This is a genomic window from Acinetobacter sp. 16 (genome assembly GCF_033439925.1).
Classification (GTDB): domain Bacteria; phylum Pseudomonadota; class Gammaproteobacteria; order Pseudomonadales; family Moraxellaceae; genus Acinetobacter; species Acinetobacter junii.
This window is the reverse complement of sequence record NZ_CP137746.1, coordinates 477,621-496,473: the sequence shown is the minus strand read 5'-3', so window position 1 is coordinate 496,473 and position 18,853 is coordinate 477,621. Positions and strand designations below refer to the sequence as shown.

21 protein-coding genes, 3 pseudogenes and 1 riboswitch are annotated in these 18,853 nt (G+C 39.2%); of the genes and pseudogenes, 6 read left to right on the top strand and 18 right to left on the bottom strand.

The window, feature by feature from the left end:
* Positions 1–3: 3 nt before the first annotated feature.
* Both crcB and R2H34_RS02310 read right to left on the bottom strand, forming a co-directional pair.
* Complete coding sequence (crcB, locus tag R2H34_RS02315) at positions 4–384, bottom strand: fluoride efflux transporter CrcB (RefSeq protein WP_136700207.1); 381 nt, start codon at positions 382–384, stop codon at positions 4–6.
* A 117-nt stretch (positions 385–501) separates the two neighbouring features.
* A riboswitch (Fluoride riboswitch) is annotated at positions 502–568 on the bottom strand.
* A 76-nt stretch (positions 569–644) separates the two neighbouring features.
* Positions 645–1,493 (bottom strand): DUF2071 domain-containing protein, encoded by an 849-nt coding sequence (locus R2H34_RS02310; protein ID WP_075696824.1) that lies wholly within the window; start codon positions 1,491–1,493, stop codon positions 645–647.
* 139 nt (positions 1,494–1,632) lie between these two features.
* On the opposite strand from R2H34_RS02310, the gene R2H34_RS02305 reads away from it, so the two are divergent.
* Both R2H34_RS02305 and R2H34_RS02300 read left to right on the top strand, forming a co-directional pair.
* A complete protein-coding gene (locus R2H34_RS02305; protein WP_004958735.1) occupies positions 1,633–1,965 on the top strand; it encodes a HopJ type III effector protein in 333 nt (110 codons plus the stop codon).
* Between the two features lie 121 nt (positions 1,966–2,086).
* Positions 2,087–3,241, top strand: a complete 1,155-nt coding sequence (locus R2H34_RS02300; RefSeq protein WP_075696825.1) for an IS4 family transposase — start codon at positions 2,087–2,089, stop codon at positions 3,239–3,241.
* Positions 3,242–3,289: 48 nt separating this feature from the next.
* On the opposite strand, the gene R2H34_RS02295 is transcribed toward R2H34_RS02300, so the two are convergent.
* The 3 genes and pseudogenes from R2H34_RS02295 to R2H34_RS02285 form a co-directional block, all read right to left on the bottom strand.
* Positions 3,290–3,898 carry a flavin reductase family protein gene (locus R2H34_RS02295; RefSeq protein WP_136700502.1) on the bottom strand — a complete coding sequence of 203 codons (609 nt, stop codon included), beginning with the start codon at positions 3,896–3,898 and terminating at the stop codon, positions 3,290–3,292.
* Positions 3,899–3,921: 23 nt separating this feature from the next.
* Entirely contained in the window at positions 3,922–4,335 is a 414-nt protein-coding gene (locus R2H34_RS02290; protein WP_004916686.1) for a GFA family protein, read from the bottom strand.
* A 113-nt stretch (positions 4,336–4,448) separates the two neighbouring features.
* A pseudogene (locus tag R2H34_RS02285) lies at positions 4,449–5,321 on the bottom strand (cation:dicarboxylate symporter family transporter); the annotation flags it as partial.
* A gap of 77 nt (positions 5,322–5,398) precedes the next feature.
* On the opposite strand from R2H34_RS02285, the gene R2H34_RS02280 reads away from it, so the two are divergent.
* The gene (locus R2H34_RS02280; protein WP_004912080.1) at positions 5,399–6,145 is read left to right on the top strand and encodes an IS5 family transposase; all 747 of its coding nucleotides are present in this window, start codon (positions 5,399–5,401) and stop codon (positions 6,143–6,145) included.
* Between the two features lie 24 nt (positions 6,146–6,169).
* Here R2H34_RS02280 and R2H34_RS02275 read toward each other — a convergent pair.
* The 3 genes and pseudogenes from R2H34_RS02275 to R2H34_RS02265 form a co-directional block, all read right to left on the bottom strand.
* A pseudogene (locus R2H34_RS02275) lies at positions 6,170–6,584 on the bottom strand (cation:dicarboxylate symporter family transporter); the annotation flags it as partial.
* A 118-nt stretch (positions 6,585–6,702) separates the two neighbouring features.
* Entirely contained in the window at positions 6,703–7,905 is a 1,203-nt protein-coding gene (locus tag R2H34_RS02270) for a TIGR03862 family flavoprotein (protein ID WP_136695246.1), read from the bottom strand.
* Positions 7,898–8,542: an SAM-dependent methyltransferase gene (locus R2H34_RS02265; protein ID WP_005403605.1), complete on the bottom strand. Its 645-nt coding sequence runs from the start codon at positions 8,540–8,542 to the stop codon at positions 7,898–7,900. Before R2H34_RS02265 ends, R2H34_RS02270 begins: the two co-directional genes overlap by 8 nt.
* Before the next feature lie 90 nt (positions 8,543–8,632).
* Here R2H34_RS02265 and R2H34_RS02260 point away from each other — a divergent pair, with 90 nt between their 5' ends.
* Positions 8,633–8,824 carry a DNA gyrase inhibitor YacG gene (locus R2H34_RS02260; protein ID WP_004916696.1) on the top strand — a complete coding sequence of 64 codons (192 nt, stop codon included), beginning with the start codon at positions 8,633–8,635 and terminating at the stop codon, positions 8,822–8,824.
* Here R2H34_RS02260 and R2H34_RS02255 read toward each other — a convergent pair.
* The 5 genes from R2H34_RS02255 to R2H34_RS02235 all read right to left on the bottom strand — a co-directional run bounded on the left by R2H34_RS02255 (position 8,821) and on the right by R2H34_RS02235 (position 13,249).
* Positions 8,821–9,465 (bottom strand): MBL fold metallo-hydrolase, encoded by a 645-nt coding sequence (locus R2H34_RS02255; RefSeq protein WP_004916699.1) that lies wholly within the window; start codon positions 9,463–9,465, stop codon positions 8,821–8,823. The genes R2H34_RS02260 and R2H34_RS02255 overlap by 4 nt on opposite strands.
* Positions 9,466–9,495: 30 nt before the next feature.
* Complete coding sequence (hemH, locus tag R2H34_RS02250) at positions 9,496–10,512, bottom strand: ferrochelatase (RefSeq protein WP_125272071.1); 1,017 nt, start codon at positions 10,510–10,512, stop codon at positions 9,496–9,498.
* A 69-nt stretch (positions 10,513–10,581) separates the two neighbouring features.
* Entirely contained in the window at positions 10,582–11,610 is a 1,029-nt protein-coding gene (locus tag R2H34_RS02245) for a DUF4062 domain-containing protein (protein ID WP_004957594.1), read from the bottom strand.
* 110 nt (positions 11,611–11,720) lie between these two features.
* Positions 11,721–12,593, bottom strand: coding sequence for a glutamate racemase (gene murI, locus R2H34_RS02240; RefSeq protein ID WP_075696828.1), 873 nt, complete (start codon positions 12,591–12,593; stop codon positions 11,721–11,723).
* A gap of 44 nt (positions 12,594–12,637) precedes the next feature.
* The gene (locus tag R2H34_RS02235; protein ID WP_004916713.1) at positions 12,638–13,249 is read right to left on the bottom strand and encodes a DUF1285 domain-containing protein; all 612 of its coding nucleotides are present in this window, start codon (positions 13,247–13,249) and stop codon (positions 12,638–12,640) included.
* A 187-nt stretch (positions 13,250–13,436) separates the two neighbouring features.
* Here R2H34_RS02235 and R2H34_RS02230 point away from each other — a divergent pair, with 187 nt between their 5' ends.
* Positions 13,437–15,149, top strand: a complete 1,713-nt coding sequence (locus R2H34_RS02230) for an electron transfer flavoprotein-ubiquinone oxidoreductase (protein ID WP_004916716.1) — start codon at positions 13,437–13,439, stop codon at positions 15,147–15,149.
* 81 nt (positions 15,150–15,230) lie between these two features.
* On the opposite strand, the pseudogene R2H34_RS02225 reads toward R2H34_RS02230, so the two are convergent.
* The 5 genes and pseudogenes from R2H34_RS02225 to R2H34_RS02205 form a co-directional block, all read right to left on the bottom strand.
* Positions 15,231–15,419: pseudogene (locus tag R2H34_RS02225) on the bottom strand (zf-HC2 domain-containing protein); the annotation flags it as partial.
* Positions 15,413–16,030 (bottom strand): RNA polymerase factor sigma-70, encoded by a 618-nt coding sequence (locus R2H34_RS02220; RefSeq protein WP_004916721.1) that lies wholly within the window; start codon positions 16,028–16,030, stop codon positions 15,413–15,415. The gene R2H34_RS02220 and the pseudogene R2H34_RS02225, both read right to left, overlap by 7 nt.
* A 16-nt stretch (positions 16,031–16,046) precedes the next feature.
* Positions 16,047–16,778, bottom strand: coding sequence for a DUF2063 domain-containing protein (locus R2H34_RS02215; RefSeq protein WP_004916724.1), 732 nt, complete (start codon positions 16,776–16,778; stop codon positions 16,047–16,049).
* Positions 16,775–17,641, bottom strand: coding sequence for a DUF692 domain-containing protein (locus R2H34_RS02210; RefSeq protein ID WP_004916728.1), 867 nt, complete (start codon positions 17,639–17,641; stop codon positions 16,775–16,777). Before R2H34_RS02210 ends, R2H34_RS02215 begins: the two co-directional genes overlap by 4 nt.
* Before the next feature lie 65 nt (positions 17,642–17,706).
* The gene (locus R2H34_RS02205) at positions 17,707–18,075 is read right to left on the bottom strand and encodes a hypothetical protein (protein ID WP_318342400.1); all 369 of its coding nucleotides are present in this window, start codon (positions 18,073–18,075) and stop codon (positions 17,707–17,709) included.
* Between the two features lie 163 nt (positions 18,076–18,238).
* Here R2H34_RS02205 and R2H34_RS02200 point away from each other — a divergent pair, with 163 nt between their 5' ends.
* Entirely contained in the window at positions 18,239–18,853 is a 615-nt protein-coding gene (locus R2H34_RS02200; RefSeq protein ID WP_042891907.1) for a DoxX family protein, read from the top strand.

The following is an 18,853-nucleotide window of genomic DNA, read 5'->3' as shown; positions in this document are numbered from 1 at the left end:
GAACTACGCAGCACTCAACCACTGATGCAAGCTCATGCCAATCAAAGTAAAGACGAGTGAACCAATCACGTGAATAACAATCGCAGCAACAGCATAGCTCAGTTTACCTTGTTGCAATAATGCAATGATTTCTGCCGAAAAGGTTGAAAAAGTCGTTAATGCGCCACAAAAACCTGTGATCACAAATAACTTATAATTTGGACTAAGTGCGCTTTGTGAAAAATATGAAATTGCAAATCCAATAATAAAACCACCAATAAAATTTACGGTGACCGTACCCAATGGAATCGCTGGAAAAATAGGATTGAGCTTTAAACCAATCAACCAACGTAGCCAAGCACCTAAGATTGATCCTAACGCAATTGAGATAAGTGAATAGTACATGATTTACTCCAAACTCAGATTTGGAGACAGTAATGCATTAAACATAGCGAGTACTTTTGCCATCTGCGGACTCCAGAAGATAAACAGAGCGCGCATAAACCTACGCTCCCTGTACAGGACAACGTAGGCATCATTAGCCAGTTTGGCGGTTTGTAAAAGGAGGAATACCATCTCCTTCATCCTAAAATAACATAGATTTTGAACAACTCAACTTATGTTTTTTTCTGTGTATAACGCTTCAGTTATCCACAACTTGATGTTCAATTTAATATTTTTTCATTCAAGACGTGAAAATCTAGAGCAGTAATTACAAAAGCAAAAACATCTGCATCAGCGTCTATTTGAAACTGCTTTAGCAGTTCAGGGGGGCTTAGAGCAAGTACTTCTGCGGCTTGAATTTGCTCGAAGCAGACTGGCATTTGAATATCACCTTGCGACATTCGTTGGGGCTGATCAACCCACTCTGCCCATGCATGATCTTGATCAACTAGAAAATGCACAGCATCCGCCCATGAATCAAATAAATTCTGCCATGTTGCAGGTAAACTTTTTTCCTGTCGAATACCGACATGGCTCTTAAAAGAATAATCTTGATCTAGATAAACCTCCGTCTGAATAGCCTGCTGTTTAGAATCAAATTCATGCTCGAACTTTGCAGCATATTGGGCAGGCATTACATCGCTTGCAAGACGACCACCAACAACATATAAAGCATGGTCAATCAAAACCTGTTCAAAAATGACCGTTTTAGGTGCCGTATCATTGAGATAAAAACGCCAGTTACTTTGTCGGGGAGAAGGCATCCAACGTCGAAATGGACCAAGAAAACGAAAGCCAAAATGATGATGTTGGTAACTGAGAATGGTAAAAACTGTTTTGCCCTGCCTTTCCCACAAATGAACCAGCTCAGGATAGCGTTCTCGAACCTGCTCGATATCAACTAACCATGATAAATACACAATATGACTGACCTGACTTTCAAATCGTATAAAAGGTAATAGACGCATGAAAAAGCGACGCACAGTCAAGATAAATTGACAGCTAAGCAGCAAGCTAAAATAACGGAGTAAAGGCTTGTGTTTAGGTACTTTAAAATGATGTCGATTCATTATTATTTATACATTTGATTTATCATTTACAGCATAAACAGCTTGCCCTATTCGGTCTAGTTTCCACAGCATCAAACATCAACGTTCTTGATTCGATGGTATGATGCTCACATTCATTTTATACACATGGAATTTTAAAATGGCTCAAACCTTATTGGCACAACTGAAAGATGGTTCTGCAAAATTTGCTGATGTTATTGCCTTTATTGAAGCACGTTATCAACACACACCTACGGCTTTTCAAAATGGCGCTCAATTTAATGCTGCAACTGAGAACCAAGGAAGTGCAAAAGTCTTTAGTTTTGCTCAATTAGAAGGTTTAAACCAAGCAGATACTTTAAGTTTATTTGCGGAACATTATGCATCTGTGCTCGCAACACCTGAAGGAACAGATCACCAAAATATTCGTCAGTTTATGCAAAATGGCTGGGATGGTGTGAAATTTGAAGGTCAGGCATTGTCTGTAAAATAATCTAAAAAAAGGAGGGATTAAAACCACTACTGTCCCATAGTTTGCTCTAAAAAAAAAACCTGAGTCTAAATAGTTAAAACATGAGTGCAAACAAACACTTTAACTATAAAGGACTCAGGTTTTGTCACATCAGAATACCGTATTTCATCAATTACTCAAACCCATTCTAAGACAAGATTTTGAACGTCTGGCTAAACTGCACCACTCTGGGCAAAAATTAAGATCAGCCACCCGCTGGGATCAGTTTGTTGCCATATTGATGTCCCAACTTTCTTGTCGGCAAAGCTTAAGAGACATTCAATCCAATCTCGAATCCCAGCAGGAAAAGCTCTATCATCTTGGCGCGAAGAGAATTGCGCGAAGCACCTTAGCAAGACTCAACGAAGAACAGCCCGCCAGCCTGTATCAGCAATTGTTCACACAGCTGCTTCAGCGCTGTGAAAACTCTAAAACTGCACATAAATTTAGATTCAAAAATCCACTGTATTCACTAGATGCCAGTCATATTGATCTTTCACTGTCATTGTGCGCATGGGCAAAAGTACATGAATCCAAAGCCAGTATTAAACTCAGTGTTGGCTTAAATCACAGCAATACCATTCCTGAATTTGTAGCGCTTGGGGATGGTATTGAAAATGATATGGTGCAAGGCAGAGCATTTAAATTTCCTGCTGGCAGCATTATCGTCTTTGATAAAGGATATGTTGATTATCAATGGTTTGCTCAGTTGACACTTCAGAACGTCAGCTTTGTAACCCGGCTACGCCCAAAGACAGTTTATCAAGTTAAATCAAGCCGCAGCGTATTAGAGACTAAAGGGATTATTGCGGATGAATGTATTGAATTGAGCAGTGCGCATGCCAAGAAAAGAGGCGCACCTGAATTATTAAGACGTATAGAGTTTTATGATACAGATAAGAAAAGAACATTCGAATTTCTGAGCAACAACTTTCATCTGGCAGCATCCACCATTGCTGCAATTTATAAAGACCGCTGGAAGATTGAGTTATTCTTTAAAGCCATCAAGCAGAATTTAAAACTGAAGTCATTTCTAGGTCGAAGCCGCAATGCGATACAAACGCAAATATGGATTGCATTAATTGCCTATTTGCTGGTGAACTTCGCTAAACACATGGCACAAGAAGGATGGAGTGTTCAGCGTTTACTAAGAATTATTCAGGTCAATTTATTTGAAAGGAAACTTTTAAGGTCACTCTTTGTGCCTGATAAAAAATGGCGAAAACAAGAAGAACCTCAATTGAAGTTCTTCTTGTGATATCTGTGGGACAACAGTGGGATTAAAACCTCCTTTTTTGAATCTCGATTAAACTTGCGGTCTCGATAATTTACGCAGATCACTAGTTAAACTATAAAAATCACCACCCATTTTTCCAAGACTGTTTAATTTTTCTTGGTCTATCATCGTTCCATTCCAGACCCGATCATCTACATAAATCGCCTGAACATCGAGTAAAGCAACTTTTCCCCCAGAGGGAAGTGTGCTGAACTCTAAAATTTCTCTTAAGCGACACTCGTAACGAACCAAAGAGTCTTGAACAGATAAGGGTTGTACTGAATAGCTTGGACAAGATGCAATCTCAGCATATTCAAATTCACTTTGCTCAGCAGCTAATGATGCACAAGACAAATTCAATTTCTCAAGTAGTTTTGTATCAGCGATATGGACCACACACTCTTGAGTATCAATAAGATTTCGAAGTGTGTCTTTATCCTGCCCACTTTGTGGGTTCACTTGTGAATACCATAAGATCGGTGGGTTACAACTCGCCACACTAAAAAATGAATAAGGGGCGATATTGGCGACACCATCTTTAGATAAAGTGCTGATCCATGCAATTGGTCGAGGGGTAATCCCACCGACTAAAAGTCGATACACTTCCGTTGGGCTTAACGATGCAGTCTCAAAAATCATGTTTAATCCTCAACCTAAAGCGATTATGGTCGCTCAACATATTGTGGTAAATCATCTGCAATACAGTCCCACTCAGCTTTTGATGCAGCAAAAATATGCATGGTTGGTCTTTGCTGAATAGCGGTATCCAGAGTACCTATTCTTAGGCGATAAAACTCAGGTATATCTGATTTAATACTTATAATAGGTGAGCCACAATCTGTACAAAAACAACGTTGAGTCGTCTCAGTGGATTGAAATTTTTTGAGTAGATGCTCACCTTGCGTAATTTTAAAATCACTTACTTTAATTGGAGCATTTGTGGCATAAGCTGTGCCATTGGCTTTACGACAACGCTGACAATGACATTGCACAATATCTCCAATTTCGCCATGGATTTCATAACGAATACCGTTGCACAAACAACTGCCGTGATATACAGGTAAAGTTTGAGACATTGCACATTCCTTTGATGAATTTTCCATTAAAAATATAGGCTAGATATAAGCTCCATGCAAATTAGAAATGCTATTTTTAAGAAACTATTTATTGTCTCAGATAGTGATTTAATCTAGGAATTCAACTCAATCTTTTGATCCAATACAGCTTGGGCACGTGCATGATCAATATCCTGTTCCCAATGAGCAATCACAACCGTTGCCACACAGTTTCCGATCAAATTCGTACAAGCACGCACAATCCCAATAAACCAATCAACGGACAATAACAACACCAAGCCAATCGTTGGAAGACTAGGTATGACAGACAAAGTTGCAGCTAATATCACTAGTGCAGAACCTGGGATACCGTGTGCACCTTTTGAAGTCACCAAAGAAACCAATAAAATTGCAAGTAAATCATGCATCGATAAATCAATATTGCAAGCTTGGGCAATAAATATAACGCCAAGAGTTAGATAGATAGAGAATCCATCTAGATTAAAAGAATAGCCTGTTGGGATCACTAAACCCACAGTGGAATCCTTAATTCCTAGATTTTTTAACTTTTTCATTATCTGAGGCAACACTGAATCGGAGGATGCAGTTCCCAATACAATAGATAGTTCTGCTTTAAAATAATTTAGAAATTTAAATATATTTAAACCTGTAAATTTCAGGATTCCACCTAAAATAACAAGTACAAACAAAATACAAGTCACATAAAACAATAAGACTAAATAGCCAAGCTGAACCAATGAATCTAATCCGAATTTAGCAGTGGTATAAACGACTGAACCGAATACCCCAACTGGTGCTAAACGAATGATTAAAGCCATCATCTTAAAAAACACTTCAGAAAAAGCTTCGATTGCTTTACATACCAACTCTGCCAAATGCTTTGGAATCATGAGTAAAGCGACACCAAACAAAATAGCGATCAATAAGACTTGTAAAATATCACCACGAGCAAAAGCATCTACAAATGTTTTAGGAATAATATGTAGGGTGTGTTGACACTTTTAGCTTAAAAAAATAGCGAAGTAGTAAAATCAAATCGCCAAACCTAATTTTACTATTCGCTATGCCTCGTACCATGCTGACAGATCAACACTGGCAAAAGTTGAAAACTATTTTGCGTAATTTATCTATTCATCACAACTCAAATTTACGTAATTTTATTGAAGCTATTCTCTATAGAATTAGAACAGGCTGTCCGTGGCGAGATATTCCTTCCTATTTCGGTCAATCAAACTCTATTTTCAAACGTTTTAATCGTTGGTCAAGCAGCGGTAAGTTGCTTAGATTATTCAAATTATTAGCATCATGCCCCGATATGGAGTGGATTTTTATTGATGGCTCTCACGTACGTGCTCATCAACATTCTGCCGGTATAGCGAATCAATCCATTTCTAAAAGTGTAGGAGGAAACTCCTCAAAAATACATTTGATTGTTGATTCACATGGCAATCCTATTGATTTCATGATTACCGATGGCACTACACATGACATCAAAGTTGCACCTGATTTAATAGCAACATTAGATTTAAAAGAGACAGAAGTGGTATGCGCAGATAAAGGATATGATTCAGAACCACTGCGTGAGCAGATCAGAAAAACAGGAACAAAAGCGAATATACCAAAGAAAATAAATAGCCAATCGAACAATGATCATATGGACTGGTATTTATATAAAATCAGGCATTTAGTTGAAAATATGTTTTGTAGATTAAAACAATTTAGAGGGATAGCTACTCGATATGACAAGCTCAAAAGAAATTATCAAAGTGCTGTTGCCTTAGCCTGTATATTTTTATGGCTACCTTTATAGGTTTAATTATGAACAGTAAATGTCAACAGACCCTAATAAGAAATCTGATCCCGAACTCATCGTGTGCGCACGTTCGGTATAAACATTTAAATCCTTTCCATATAACTGGGTGATATCAATATTCATACCAACGCCAGGTTTGAAGACATATGCAATCACAATTCCCAAAACCAAAGCAATGCTGGCCACAATCTCAAAATATAAAATCGTTTTTGCGCCAATCTTCCCCATTTTTTTTAAGATCATTTGCTCCATACAATCCAAGCACAACTACACAGAAAACAATAGGCGCAATAAGCATCTTGATCAGTGCAATAAAGCCATCACCTAGTGGTTTTAAAGCTAAAGAAAAATCGTGAAAACTGATTCCAATGATAATACCGAGAATTAACGCAAAAATGACTTGAAGAAATAGACTAGATTTGAATCTCTGCAACATTGAATATTCATATATCAAAAAGACAAATCTCAACTTTGCAAGAAACTCGCCAATAGATAAAAATCGCGTTATTTAAAACATGAAAAATACATTAAATTTATAAAAACTTTTTAAAACATTATCTTATAGTGTCAGATATTAAGTATTGATGTACCCCTGTTCCTGCCGCTCGCCCAGTTGCAAAACAAGCAGTGAGTAAATATCCCCCTGTTGGTGCATCCCAATCCAGCATTTCACCACAACAAAACACAAAAGGATTTGATTGCAATTGTAATTGAGAAGACAAAGCGATCTGTTTAACACCACCCGCACAGCTAATGGCTTCTTCGATTGGACGAAAGCCATCGAGTGAAATATTAAGGTTCTTGATCTGCTGAGCCATCTGTTTTACATCTGACCATATGCTTTTATTCGTGACTTCACGCAACAGATTAATTTTGACGTGATCTAAGCCTGCTTTTCGCCAAATATTGGTTAGGGATTGCTTTTTATTGCTGTGTAATTTTTTTTCTAATTGTTCGGCACTGACATCTGGCAATAAGTCCAGATGCAATATGAAAGGTTGCTTTTGATGATTCAAAGCTCTTAAATCACGCCCTAATTTATAAATCACACCACTTTCAAAACCATAGTGAGTAATCACAATATCACCATGCGTTTTATTTTCTGCATTCACCCATGCATCAACGCGTTTAAGTGGTTGTCCAAAACAGTCTTGCATAAATGGTGACCATGCTTTCAATACACCTGCATTACTGGCTTGAAAGGGTTCAATCTGATCTTCAGACAACCATTGCTGCCAAGCACCATCACTGCCTAATTGTGACCATGAAACAGCTCCACAGGCCAACACAATCGCATCATAATGATCAGTGTAACATCCTGTTTGGTTTTCAATCGTTAACTGATTCTTGGTCACATCGACACAACGATGACGATAATAAAACTTCACCCCATCATCTATCAATCGTTTTAGCCAAGCACGGAGTAAAGGAGCTGCTTTCATCTCGGTCGGGAAAATTCGCCCTGAACTCCCCACATAGGACTCTATGCCCAAACCTTTCATCCAGTCTTGAATCCACTGCGCGTCCCAATGTCTCACCCATGGACTTAACCACACTGAGTGATCATAGCGTTGAATAAAAGTATCGATTGGCTCAGCATGAGAAATATTTAAACCTGTTTTCCCAGCCATAAGGAACTTACGCGCTGCTGAAGGCTTCTGCTCAAAAACGTCAATTTGATAATCATATTGGCTCAATACTTCAGCAGCCATCAAACCTGCTGGGCCAGCACCGATAATCGCAATACGTTTAGACATCAGATTGCTCTTGAGCATTTTGACCTTGCAAAGGTGCAAAATCATCAAAACGAGTCGAATAATTTTCAGGCTTGGTGATGATCAACTGTTGGCAAAGTTCACCACGTTCCAAGTACTTGACTTCAAAATGTGTACGTGCAGAGTCTGTTGCTATTTTTTGCTTTTCATAAGGCAACTTCCACAATTGAATCAGTTGCTGTTCAGCTTCTTCAATATACTCTTCAATATTACTTGCTAAAGTAATGGTGCCATTCGGCTGAAGACGTGAAAGTAAAAACTCAAAGAACGGCATATTTAACCAACGCTGTGCTGGATTATGGGGTTCTGGGTTTGGATAAAGAATAAAAAATTGTTCTACTTGTGCAGGATGCAAAGCATGTACGACCCAAGGCAAAGCATCAGCATGTATCGGGTATAAATATTCACGTGGTTCAAGCTGATGCTGTTTTTGCATCGCTAAAAATTTTTCTTTAGTTCGTTCGATAGCATACAACGTCGTTTGCGGATTTTGCCCTGTGAACAGTAAAGCATGCTTACCTTTACCCGCACCGATTTCAACACAAATCGGCGTATTCGGAATCACCTGAAAATCACGTGGTGCTTGCATTCGGTGCGCTTGAAATTGACGAATCGACATATTCACATCAAACTATCTAGAAATCGGCTTAAGTCTAACAATTCACTTTGCTTTTGCCTAATCTATTTGTTTTTGATGTAGGAATTTTCTATGCCACGTACATTCCCCTGCCCACGTTGTGGACAAGACAGCACTTGGGAAGGTAATGAATTTCGCCCATTTTGCTCAGAGCGTTGTAAGCTGATTGATTTAGGGGCTTGGGCAAACGATGAATACAAACTGCCTACCCAAGATGCACCTCAGGCAGGCGATAAACGTCATGAAGATGAATACGAGGATTAGCCAGCTTTACTTGCAACGAATGGGTTGAATTGTTTCTCGTAACCGATTGTGCTGATTGGACCATGCCCCGAAATAAACTGAGTTTCATCAGGTAAGCTAAAGCATTCTCTTTTAATCGAATCGAGTAACTGCTGATGATTTCCTTTTGGAAAATCTGTGCGTCCTATCGAGCCTTTAAACAACACATCACCCGTCCAAAGCAAACCATGCTTTTGATTGTAAAACATCACATGACCAGGCGTATGTCCTGGTGCAAAACGCACCTCGAATTCGTCTTCACCCAGTTTTAAGGTTTCACCACCTTCTAACCACTGATCGACTTTAACAGGTTGAGGAATTGGGAAACCATAACGTGCTGAGACTTCTTGAATCATATCTAACCAAAATTGGTCTTCTTTATGTGGACCAATCACAGGAATTTTCCAAGCTTCAGCCAATTCTCCTACAGCACCAGCATGATCAAGATGTCCATGCGTCAACCATAGTGCCTTAACGGTTAAACCCAAAGCCTCAACTTCTTTTTTTAGTACTGCTGCATCGCCACCTGCATCAATCAAAACCGCCTCTTTGCTTTCACTGTCCCATAAAATTGAGCAATTTTGAGCAAATGCGGTAACAGGAACAATTTTGACTTGCAGCATAAAAAACCTCTGGCGTGAAAGAAGATCGTCTTAACGATGAGCTAAGGTATGAGTAAGAGCATCAAGATTAGCCTGAACCAGACTTGCAAGCAAATCTATATGTGCTTGGTCAGTATTTAATGCAGGAATATAAGCATATTCTCCACCACCAGCGTGTTGGAAAGTTTCTTTATTTTCAACTGCCAATTCTTCTAATGTTTCCAGACAATCTGCTGAAAAAGCAGGACTCAGCACTTGTACAGATCGAACCCCTGCTTGTCCCCATTGTTCCAATAAAACATCGGTATAAGGTTTAACCCACTCTTGTTTACCAAAACGAGATTGGAAACTGATTGCCCATTCATCTTCATTTAAATGCAATGCTTCAGCAACCAGTTTTGCGGTCATACGACAACGATCTGCATAAGGATCACCTTTGTCTGCATAAGGCTGAGGAATACCATGAAATGACATCAATAATTTTTCAGGTTTTCCGTGCTGCTCTTGATAAGCAAGCACACTATCCACCAAAGCTTGAATGAATAATGGATGCTGATAATAATCTTTGATCATAGTTATTCCAGGCAAATGGCGCTGATTTGGAATCCATCGTGCAAAAGCATCATATAAAGGCGCAGTCGATGTCGCAGAATATTGTGGGAATAATGGTAATAAAATCACATGCTCTTGAGGCACTTTCTCAAGTTGCTCAAATACTGCATAAATGCTTGGTTGGCCATAAGTCATGGCAGGCACAACCGTTAAGTCAAATTGATGATTTTCATCCAGCAAACGCTGTTTAATCAATTGTATTTGTTTGAGAACAATTTCGCGCATTGGTGAGTCAGTTGACCAAACTGAGGCATATGCTTGAGCAACCCGTTTTGGGCGAAATGGAAGAACAAAAGCATGTAGAATCACCCACCAAATAAATTTTGGTATTTCAATTACACGCGTGTCAGATAAAAATTGCTTCAAAAAACGACGTACTGCTGGTGCAGTCGCTTCGTCGGGCGTACCTAAATTTGCTAAAATCACAGTGACTTTTGGTTTTGGTGTCGCTGACATAGATCGTTTCCGCTATAGCTGAATTTCTTCAATTACTTTAGCAGCTTTATGATTCTTTTTTAAATTGGTTTAATGCATTGTTTTAAATTGAAAAACCCGATTACTATCTAGGACATTACTTTCCAATAGCTTTTGAGCTTTATGCGTCAACTGCCATAACATACGTTGGCGATCATCACGTCCCGTAGGTACAATCCATTCATTCTGACGCATTTGCATTTTTATCTCATGCAAAGCACGTATATTGATCTGTGCTCTTGAAACGGCGTGTGCTCTTGGCATCTCTTTACGCGCATCCTCCAAACCTGTTTCATTTAAATATTCATTCATACGTTTTGAAAAATATTCTTCAGGAGTTGGACTAACAAAAGATGAACCAAGTACATTGAGCAATTGTGCCCATGTTAATTTACGGAACGTTTTGATGTCTTTAAAATTACCATCTTGATAGGCATGCATACGATATTCAAAAGAATAAAGCTCATGCATTGAAACCTTAGGTAACATTGAAATTGGATCTGCTTCGCGACTACCCATCTCAGTTTCGAGTTGTTTTAGTTTGGCACGTAAACTATCGATCTCATCTTGTAAAACTTGAGTGTTCTGAGGACGTACCCAACCTACCACAGGATAACGCTCTAACATTTGTGGCATGCTCGAACGAACAGCTAGTTCCAAATCTCTTAAGGTACGGTATGTAAATATTTGATCAACATCATGCTGTAGCTGTTTTCTAAACTCTTTAAATTTTTCTTTTAATTCAGGTTTATTATCTTGCAATTGTAAGTCACGCGAGTCGGGATCTTCATGCATAAATACAATCACAGGTTTTTGCTTGGTCATCGCATAGATATACTCTAAATGCATATAACCTACGCCAGACACAGATTGTTCTCCATACTGGCTGCCAAGCAAAATCACCACGTAATCGCAGTCATCAATTTGACGTCGGGCGATCGATGTGCTCAATGGCGTGCGTTGTTCCAAGCCCCAAGAGAAAAAGCCCATTCCCACCAAAGTTTGAGTCAGTACTGCTCGCTCTGGTTGCATTTCATTGCCAGACGTAGAAATAAAGACTTGATAACGAGTATCTTGCATAGCCTGTGCCCCACTTCACTTATCCATAAGTTTAAGCTAAACCGCCCAAAAACCTATTAACAGATAACCCCAAATAAAATTTTAAATATGGTATGAGTCGAGCTTAATATCTAAACTTCATCCAAATTATTGATTGTCCACGTCAATTGTGACGACATAAGATGCTGAACTACGGGTTGTAACTCGACTGCATTCTGTCCACTAACGAAACATTCAATACGTGTAATATTATGACTTATTTTGTCACATAATAACCTATTTTTTATTAAAATATACGCTGTTTGTCGCGCAACTGCTTGTCCTGAATCGATTAATTTTAACTTTTCATTAAAAATCTGACGAATAGCATCTTTCAAAAATGGATAGTGAGTGCAGCCTAGTACAAGAAAATCTGCCCCCTGATCTACCACTGGTTGCAAAATATTATGAAGCTCAACTAAACATGCTTCACTTATCTGCTCTCCTGCCTCTACAAAGGGCACAAGTTTGAGGCTCGTAACAGTTAAAACTTTCACACCTGCAGGCTCTGCAAACTTAAGCATAACTTCTTTAATTAACTTACCACGAAACGTTGCAGGTGTTGCTAGCACAGCGACGACTTTTGATTGCGTCTGAAGTACAGCAGGTTTCAACGCTGGCACTAAGCCTACAATCGGAAAATGCTCACCATAATGTTCACGCAGATAATCCAAACTAAATGCTGATGCTGTATTACAGGCAACGACAGCGATTTTGCAACCTTGCCTATAAAGCCATTCAATTGCTTTTGCCGTTAGCTCACGAATTTCTTGATCAGAACGCGCCCCATAAGGTACATGAGCGGTGTCAGCATAATAAAGAATGCGCTCATTGGGTAAATGAGAGGCAATTTCTTGAGCAATCGACAAGCCTCCAATCCCAGAATCAAATACACCTATCGGAGCATCTGAGGATGCATGAGGCATAGGATTTAATAACTCTGCGATAGGTTGAACAGCTGTCATACACGAAAACGTAGTGGTGGAATATCTCTGTTAAAGATTAAACCTCAGGTGCTCAAATGCAAGACTAAATCACCACTTTTTAATGTTAAAACAGCTTCACCTTGTGAATTTTCAGACAAAGTGCCGTAATTCACGAGATGATAAAAACTTTGACGCTGAATCAAGGCATTGATTCCAAATCGAACATGAACATAAGGTCTTAACTCACCTGCATATTCACGCATAAAAATCGGATGCTGTTCATCCACAATGACGACATCTTGATTACTGGTCGTAAGTTGTAGATATTTTTTTCCATCTAGTTCTATTTGATCAGCTTGATTGATGAGTAAAGGCTCATCTTCAACTTCAATTTCAATCTGTTCAACTGGTGTTTTTAAGTAGAATTTTCCATCTTCTTTCCAAAGCACTTTACTAAACAGATCCAAGAGTGCCTGACGCTTAACCAATTGACCTTCGTGCCACCACTCACCATTGGCTTTTACTTTCAAATCCATTTTGCCACAATGCTTTGGATGCCATTGGTCTAAAGGTGGAATTGACCTTTTGTGACTTTGCTGTACATCTTTTAAGTATTGTGCAATGTTCATTAAGTTTTTATCATCAGACAACACGATTTTTCCTGTATTCTGTGGAGAATCATTTTCATTTATCATAGTTTATGCCTTGCTGACGGGAAAATATGACCACTCAGCCAATTGGCGAGATCAAGGTTTAAAACTATACTATCCCAAACGTTTGCAAGCGCAATAGATAGTTTTGTGCTTGGCAATTCAGAACACTCATGGCAGCACCGAATAGCAATGATTACGGTTGCCACCCTTAAAATATGAGGAGTCCTACATGGAACACATCGAACGTGAAGCGATGGAGTTTGACGTAGTGATCGTAGGCGCTGGACCTGCGGGTTTATCTGCTGCGATTAAAATTCGTCAATTAGCGATTGAAAACAACCTACCTGACCTTTCAGTCTGTGTGGTTGAAAAAGGCTCTGAAGTTGGTGCGCATATCCTTTCTGGTGCTGTACTTGAACCACGTGCCATGAATGAATTGTTCCCGAACTGGAAAGAAGAAGGCGCTCCGCTGAATGTTCCTGTAACGGATGACGAAACTTATTTCTTATTATCTGATACTAAAGCACAAAAGATGCCGTATTGGATGGTTCCTAAATCAATGCACAACGAAGGGAACTATGTCATTTCTCTTGGTAACGTTGTTCGTTGGTTAGGTCAAAAAGCTGAAGAATTAGAAGTTTCTATTTTCCCTGGTTTTGCTGCATCTGAAGTACTTTATCATGAAGATGGTACTGTAAAAGGCATCCAAACAGGTGATATGGGTATTGGCAAAAATGGTGAGCCAACACACAACTTTACTCCTGGTTATGAACTTCATGCTAAATATACTTTATTCGCTGAAGGTTGCCGTGGTCACCTCGGTAAGCGTTTAATTGCTAAATACAATTTAGATAAAGATGCTGATCCACAACATTATGGTATTGGTATCAAAGAACTTTGGGAAATCGATCCTGCAAAACACAAGCCTGGTCTTGTAATGCATGGTGCGGGTTGGCCTTTGTCTGAGACAGGTTCTGCAGGTGGTTGGTGGTTATATCACGCTGAAAATAACCAAGTTACTTTGGGTATGATCGTCGACTTATCTTACGAAAACCCTCACATGTATCCATTCATGGAAATGCAACGTTGGAAAACACACCCAACGATTAAGCAATTCCTAGAGGGTGGTAAGCGTATTTCTTACGGCGCGCGTGCGGTAGTGAAAGGCGGTTTCAACTCTTTACCTAAACTAACATTCCCAGGCGGTTGCTTGATCGGTGATGATGCTGGTTTCTTGAACTTCTCAAAAATCAAAGGCTCACACACTGCAATGAAGTCAGGCATGTTATGTGGCGAGGCTGTATTTGAAGCCATCGCTGCTGGTGTAGCAAAAGGTGGTGATCTTGCCATTGCTCGTGTACTTGAAGGCGATGATCATTTTGCTAAAGAGTTAACTGCTTATACAGATAAATATAACAACTCTTGGTTAAAAGAAGAGTTATATCAAGCACGTAACTTTGGTCCAGCGATGCATAAGTTTGGTACATGGATTGGTGGTGCGTTCAACTTTATTGACCAAAATGTCTTTAAAGTACCATTTACATTACATGACTTAAAACAAGACTTTGCTGCTCTTAAAACTGTAGATGCGTCAACATTCAAACCTAACTATCCGAAAGCTGATGGTAAGTTAGTATTTGATCGTTTATCTTCTGTCTTTATTTCAAATACTGTACACGAAGAGAATCAACCAGCTCACTTGAAGCTGACTGATCCATCTATTCCAGTCAACGTAAACTTACCAAAATGGGATGAGCCTGCTCAACGTTATTGCCCTGCTGGTGTTTATGAAGTGATGGAAAATGATGACGGTTCTAAACGCTTCCAAATCAACGCTGCGAACTGTGTACACTGTAAGACTTGTGATATTAAAGACCCATCACAGAACATTACATGGGTAACGCCAGAAGGTGGCGGTGGTCCAAACTACCCGAATATGTAATTTTTAATTTGTGCTGAAACTTAGTTTTTAGTACAAATTAAACCAAGAAAGCCTCATGAAATATGAGGCTTTCTTATTGTAATCTTTCTGTTTTTCATCAAATTTTTTATATTGTTTTGATAATAAACTTAAGCTCTTCATCTGCTTGCCAAAACGTCGACACGAACTACACATCACCACATGAAACTGTAAGGCACTCATTTCTTTGAAGTTCAGTGTCCGATCTTGTTTTTCTGAAAGCAATTGGGTCGCTTCTCGGCACGTCAACATGAACAATCCTCCTGAAGTAACCATTTGTTTTCTAAGCATTCACGTAGTCTGGCTCGACTGCGATACATTAGAACGTTCAAGTTTGAGATACTTAGCTCTAATTTCTCACAGATTTCATCTGAACTAAGTTCTATCATTTCCCGCAACATAAACACTTGTGCATACTTTGCTGGTAAATGATTCAAACAGGTATCGAAAATCATCCAAAAATCTTGCTGCTCCATCATTTCCTCAGGATTCAACCATGCTTTTGGTCTTTCTGATTTTTGCCAATGCCCTGAAGCATCAAACAACTCATCCACGCTTCGCTCGTTTTCTTCTGTATCAAACAATTCAGACATACTGACTAAACGTTGCTTATGACGAATCAGATCAACAATTTTATTTTTTAAAATAGCGAATACCCATGTTTTAAATGCTGATCGACCAGAAAAAGAACCTGAATGTTGTAAAGCACTGACCAAAGCTTCTTGCACAACATCCTCAGCTTGATGAAATGAAGAAAGTTGCAATACTGCAAATTTCATCATTTGTTGTCGTAGTTCCATCAGAAAATCATCGTTATACAATTGCTGCGATGCATTAGCATTCGATGTTGTCATTTCAGGCATCGCGTTTCTCACTATGCTAGTCTGGTTTGTATAACAATTCTAAGCGGATCAAATCTTCTGCAAGTTCATCCAGTTGAGTATTCACTTCACTGAACGATAGATCAGGAATTATTTGCTGGATAAACTCAGCGAGTGCTATTCGCGGCAATGGTTGTTGTGCTAATTGCTCAATTAGATAAGCGGATAATGGGGTCAATAATTCAACACAAACCCGATCATGTTTGTTTCGCCAAACCATGATGGCACTTGGAGCGGGATCTCTGTAAATTTGATTGATTGACCACTGGTAAACAGGATATTGATACACCAAAACCCAAACTTGTGTAGTCAGCTGCCAATTTAATTCGGCATTCAAAGTAACATCTTCAATTTCAAGTGTATCCAAGTACAGTTCAAGCCATTCGTATTGCAACAGCTCAGCAAGCCACGGATATTCAAATAAAATAGGATGCTGTTTTTCTGTGAGAAACTCTCTGAATTGCAATGAGATATCGTTATAAAGCGGAGACTGATTCTGAGATTCTCGAAAAAAATCCGCCAGTAACTGTTGCCATTGCTGCTCAGGCAATAAAGATCGAGCCACCGGATAAACCAAATTGATAAATGAGCAAACATTGTTGAACAACAGTTCTCGATAAACTTGCATACGATCCAAAGCAAAAGGCACTGCTTTTACTGAATTTGGATCACGCAGCCAGTTACAAAAAACATGTTGGGTCTGCTGAAAAGTATGCTCATTCATACTCATACATTCACCCCATCGACCAAATTCTGGCTCATTGGGATTAGTGTGTGTTGATTTGAATATTGATGCTGTAACTGCTGAATCTTATTCAATTCACTCTGAAGTTGCTGCCATGTTGGGATATTAAAATCGCGCTCTAATAACGTTGGTTTCACACCACATACCTGATAAGTGTATTCCAACAATGCCCACACGGGATCACATACTTCAGCACCATGAGTATCAATGAGTAAATCTGTACTCACCTGTTCATGCCCTGCTATATGTAAATAACGAATACGTTGTTTCGGCATAGCTTCAATGAAAGCATAAGCATCTGATTGGTGGTTGATACTATTTACATAAACGTTATTCACGTCCAACAATAATTCGCAATCTGCTTGTGTGATTACTTCACGGACAAACTCTGCCTCAGACATTTCAGCATTCGGCATAAGATAAGTAGAAACATTTTCTAATACTAATCTTCGCCCTAAAATATCTTGAACTTGAGAAATTCGTTCCACTACATACTTCACAGCAGCTTCAGTCATTGGGATAGGCAAGAGATCGTATAGATAGCCACCATCATTGGTATAACTCAGATGTTCCGAATAAATCTCGACTTGATAAGTATCTAAGAATTTTTTGATTTGATGAATAAAATCAATATTTAAGGGATGAGGACCACCAATCGACAAAGAGAGTCCGTGACAAATTAATGGAGATTTTTCTACACACTGAGCTAGAAGTTTCGCATGTCGACCACCAAAGCTCATCCAATTTTCTGGAGCAACTTCAATAAAGTCAGGATGGTGAGTCGCACCTAAAAATGCCTCGATAAAATCTCGTCTTAGACCAAGACCCACACTTGTGATTGCATCCATAAAGAATCCTTTTGGTGAATGACAGCCATCTTTTTAGATGCTGTCATCTACCGTCTGCATAAGGCTTAGTGACCGCCACACTTCCCATCAGCCACTTTTTTGTCTGCTCCACATTTTGCATCTGCAGCTTTTTTATCTGCACCGCATTTTGCATCAGTAGTTTTGTGTTGTTTTTTCGCTTTATCTGAACCACATTTCGCTTCACCACATTTCGCATCAGCCGCTTTTTTGGCAGCGCCACATTTTGCTTCTGTTGTTTTATGCTGTTGTTTGGCTTTATTTGCACCACATTTTGCTTCGCCACATTTACCATCAGCCGCTTTGCTTACATGTGTTTCAGTTGTTGTGGAGGCGGCTGAGACGTGTGTTGTTGCACCAACCATAGATAGAGCAACTAAAGCAGCGACTGAAGTCATCGAATTTAACTTATTCATTTTGAAGTTCCTTTTAAATCAATTTGGGGTTTTGTACTCAGGTACATGTTATTAGACGAGCGACCACTCAATTTATTACAGTTAAAAAATAATTTTTTTCTTGTAAGAAACTAAATCCTCAACCGACTAATGACTATTCAATACGAGTCGGTGTGAAATCCTCATGAATAAATTTATTTATCCTTTATTTTTACGCTATCAGAATTTCTGTTCACATTTAAAACATTTCGATGGAATTGCAGCACTTTCGTTAAGGCTGTTTCTTGTTCCAGTATTTTGGATGGCGGGTTCAAATAAGCTTGCTCATTTTGCGGATACCGTTGAATGGTTTGGCAATCCTGACTGGGGTTTAGGTTTACCCTTTCCAGTGCTGATGGCAACACTAGCAACTTCTGCTGAGCTGGGTGGTGCCATTTTATTAGCACTGGGTTTGGCAACTCGATGGATTAGTATTCCGTTGATGATCACAATGCTCGTCGCGATATTTACTGTGCATCTACCGAATGGTTGGCAAGCGATTGCCGACCCACAAGCACCTTTTGCCAATATGCAAGTGATGGAGTCTGCTGAAAAATTAGAGAAAGCGAGAGAGATTCTGAGCACTTATGGAAATTATGATTGGCTTACATCTAGTGGCTCATTTGTCATATTGAATAATGGCGTTGAGTTTGCAGTGACCTATTTGGTTATGTTGGGTGCACTACTGGTTCTTGGCGGTGGAAGATATGTAAGTTGTGATTACTGGATCAGTCGAAAACTAATTAAATCAAAAAGATAG

Bases quoted from the DNA above. Each gene is read 5' to 3' on its own strand.
- R2H34_RS02200 (WP_042891907.1), top strand. From the start codon at position 18,239: ATGAATAAATTTATTTATCCTTTATTTTTACGCTATCAGAATTTCTGT.
- hemH (WP_125272071.1), bottom strand. From the start codon at position 10,512: ATGTCAGCGACACCAAAACCAAAAGTCACTGTGATTTTAGCAAATTTA.
- R2H34_RS02230 (WP_004916716.1), top strand. From the start codon at position 13,437: ATGGAACACATCGAACGTGAAGCGATGGAGTTTGACGTAGTGATCGTA.
- R2H34_RS02245 (WP_004957594.1), bottom strand. From the start codon at position 11,610: ATGCAAGATACTCGTTATCAAGTCTTTATTTCTACGTCTGGCAATGAA.
- R2H34_RS02310 (WP_075696824.1), bottom strand. From the start codon at position 1,493: ATGAATCGACATCATTTTAAAGTACCTAAACACAAGCCTTTACTCCGT.
- R2H34_RS02205 (WP_318342400.1), bottom strand. From the start codon at position 18,075: ATGAATAAGTTAAATTCGATGACTTCAGTCGCTGCTTTAGTTGCTCTA.
- R2H34_RS02210 (WP_004916728.1), bottom strand. From the start codon at position 17,641: ATGGATGCAATCACAAGTGTGGGTCTTGGTCTAAGACGAGATTTTATC.
- R2H34_RS02265 (WP_005403605.1), bottom strand. From the start codon at position 8,542: ATGTCGATTCGTCAATTTCAAGCGCACCGAATGCAAGCACCACGTGAT.
- crcB (WP_136700207.1), bottom strand. From the start codon at position 384: ATGTACTATTCACTTATCTCAATTGCGTTAGGATCAATCTTAGGTGCT.
- R2H34_RS02305 (WP_004958735.1), top strand. From the start codon at position 1,633: ATGGCTCAAACCTTATTGGCACAACTGAAAGATGGTTCTGCAAAATTT.
- R2H34_RS02220 (WP_004916721.1), bottom strand. From the start codon at position 16,030: ATGCCTGAAATGACAACATCGAATGCTAATGCATCGCAGCAATTGTAT.
- R2H34_RS02290 (WP_004916686.1), bottom strand. From the start codon at position 4,335: ATGTCTCAAACTTTACCTGTATATCACGGCAGTTGTTTGTGCAACGGT.
- R2H34_RS02255 (WP_004916699.1), bottom strand. From the start codon at position 9,465: ATGCTGCAAGTCAAAATTGTTCCTGTTACCGCATTTGCTCAAAATTGC.
- R2H34_RS02280 (WP_004912080.1), top strand. From the start codon at position 5,399: ATGCCTCGTACCATGCTGACAGATCAACACTGGCAAAAGTTGAAAACT.
- R2H34_RS02215 (WP_004916724.1), bottom strand. From the start codon at position 16,778: ATGAGTATGAATGAGCATACTTTTCAGCAGACCCAACATGTTTTTTGT.
- R2H34_RS02235 (WP_004916713.1), bottom strand. From the start codon at position 13,249: ATGATAAATGAAAATGATTCTCCACAGAATACAGGAAAAATCGTGTTG.
- R2H34_RS02260 (WP_004916696.1), top strand. From the start codon at position 8,633: ATGCCACGTACATTCCCCTGCCCACGTTGTGGACAAGACAGCACTTGG.
- R2H34_RS02295 (WP_136700502.1), bottom strand. From the start codon at position 3,898: ATGATTTTTGAGACTGCATCGTTAAGCCCAACGGAAGTGTATCGACTT.
- murI (WP_075696828.1), bottom strand. From the start codon at position 12,593: ATGACAGCTGTTCAACCTATCGCAGAGTTATTAAATCCTATGCCTCAT.
- R2H34_RS02270 (WP_136695246.1), bottom strand. From the start codon at position 7,905: ATGTCTAAACGTATTGCGATTATCGGTGCTGGCCCAGCAGGTTTGATG.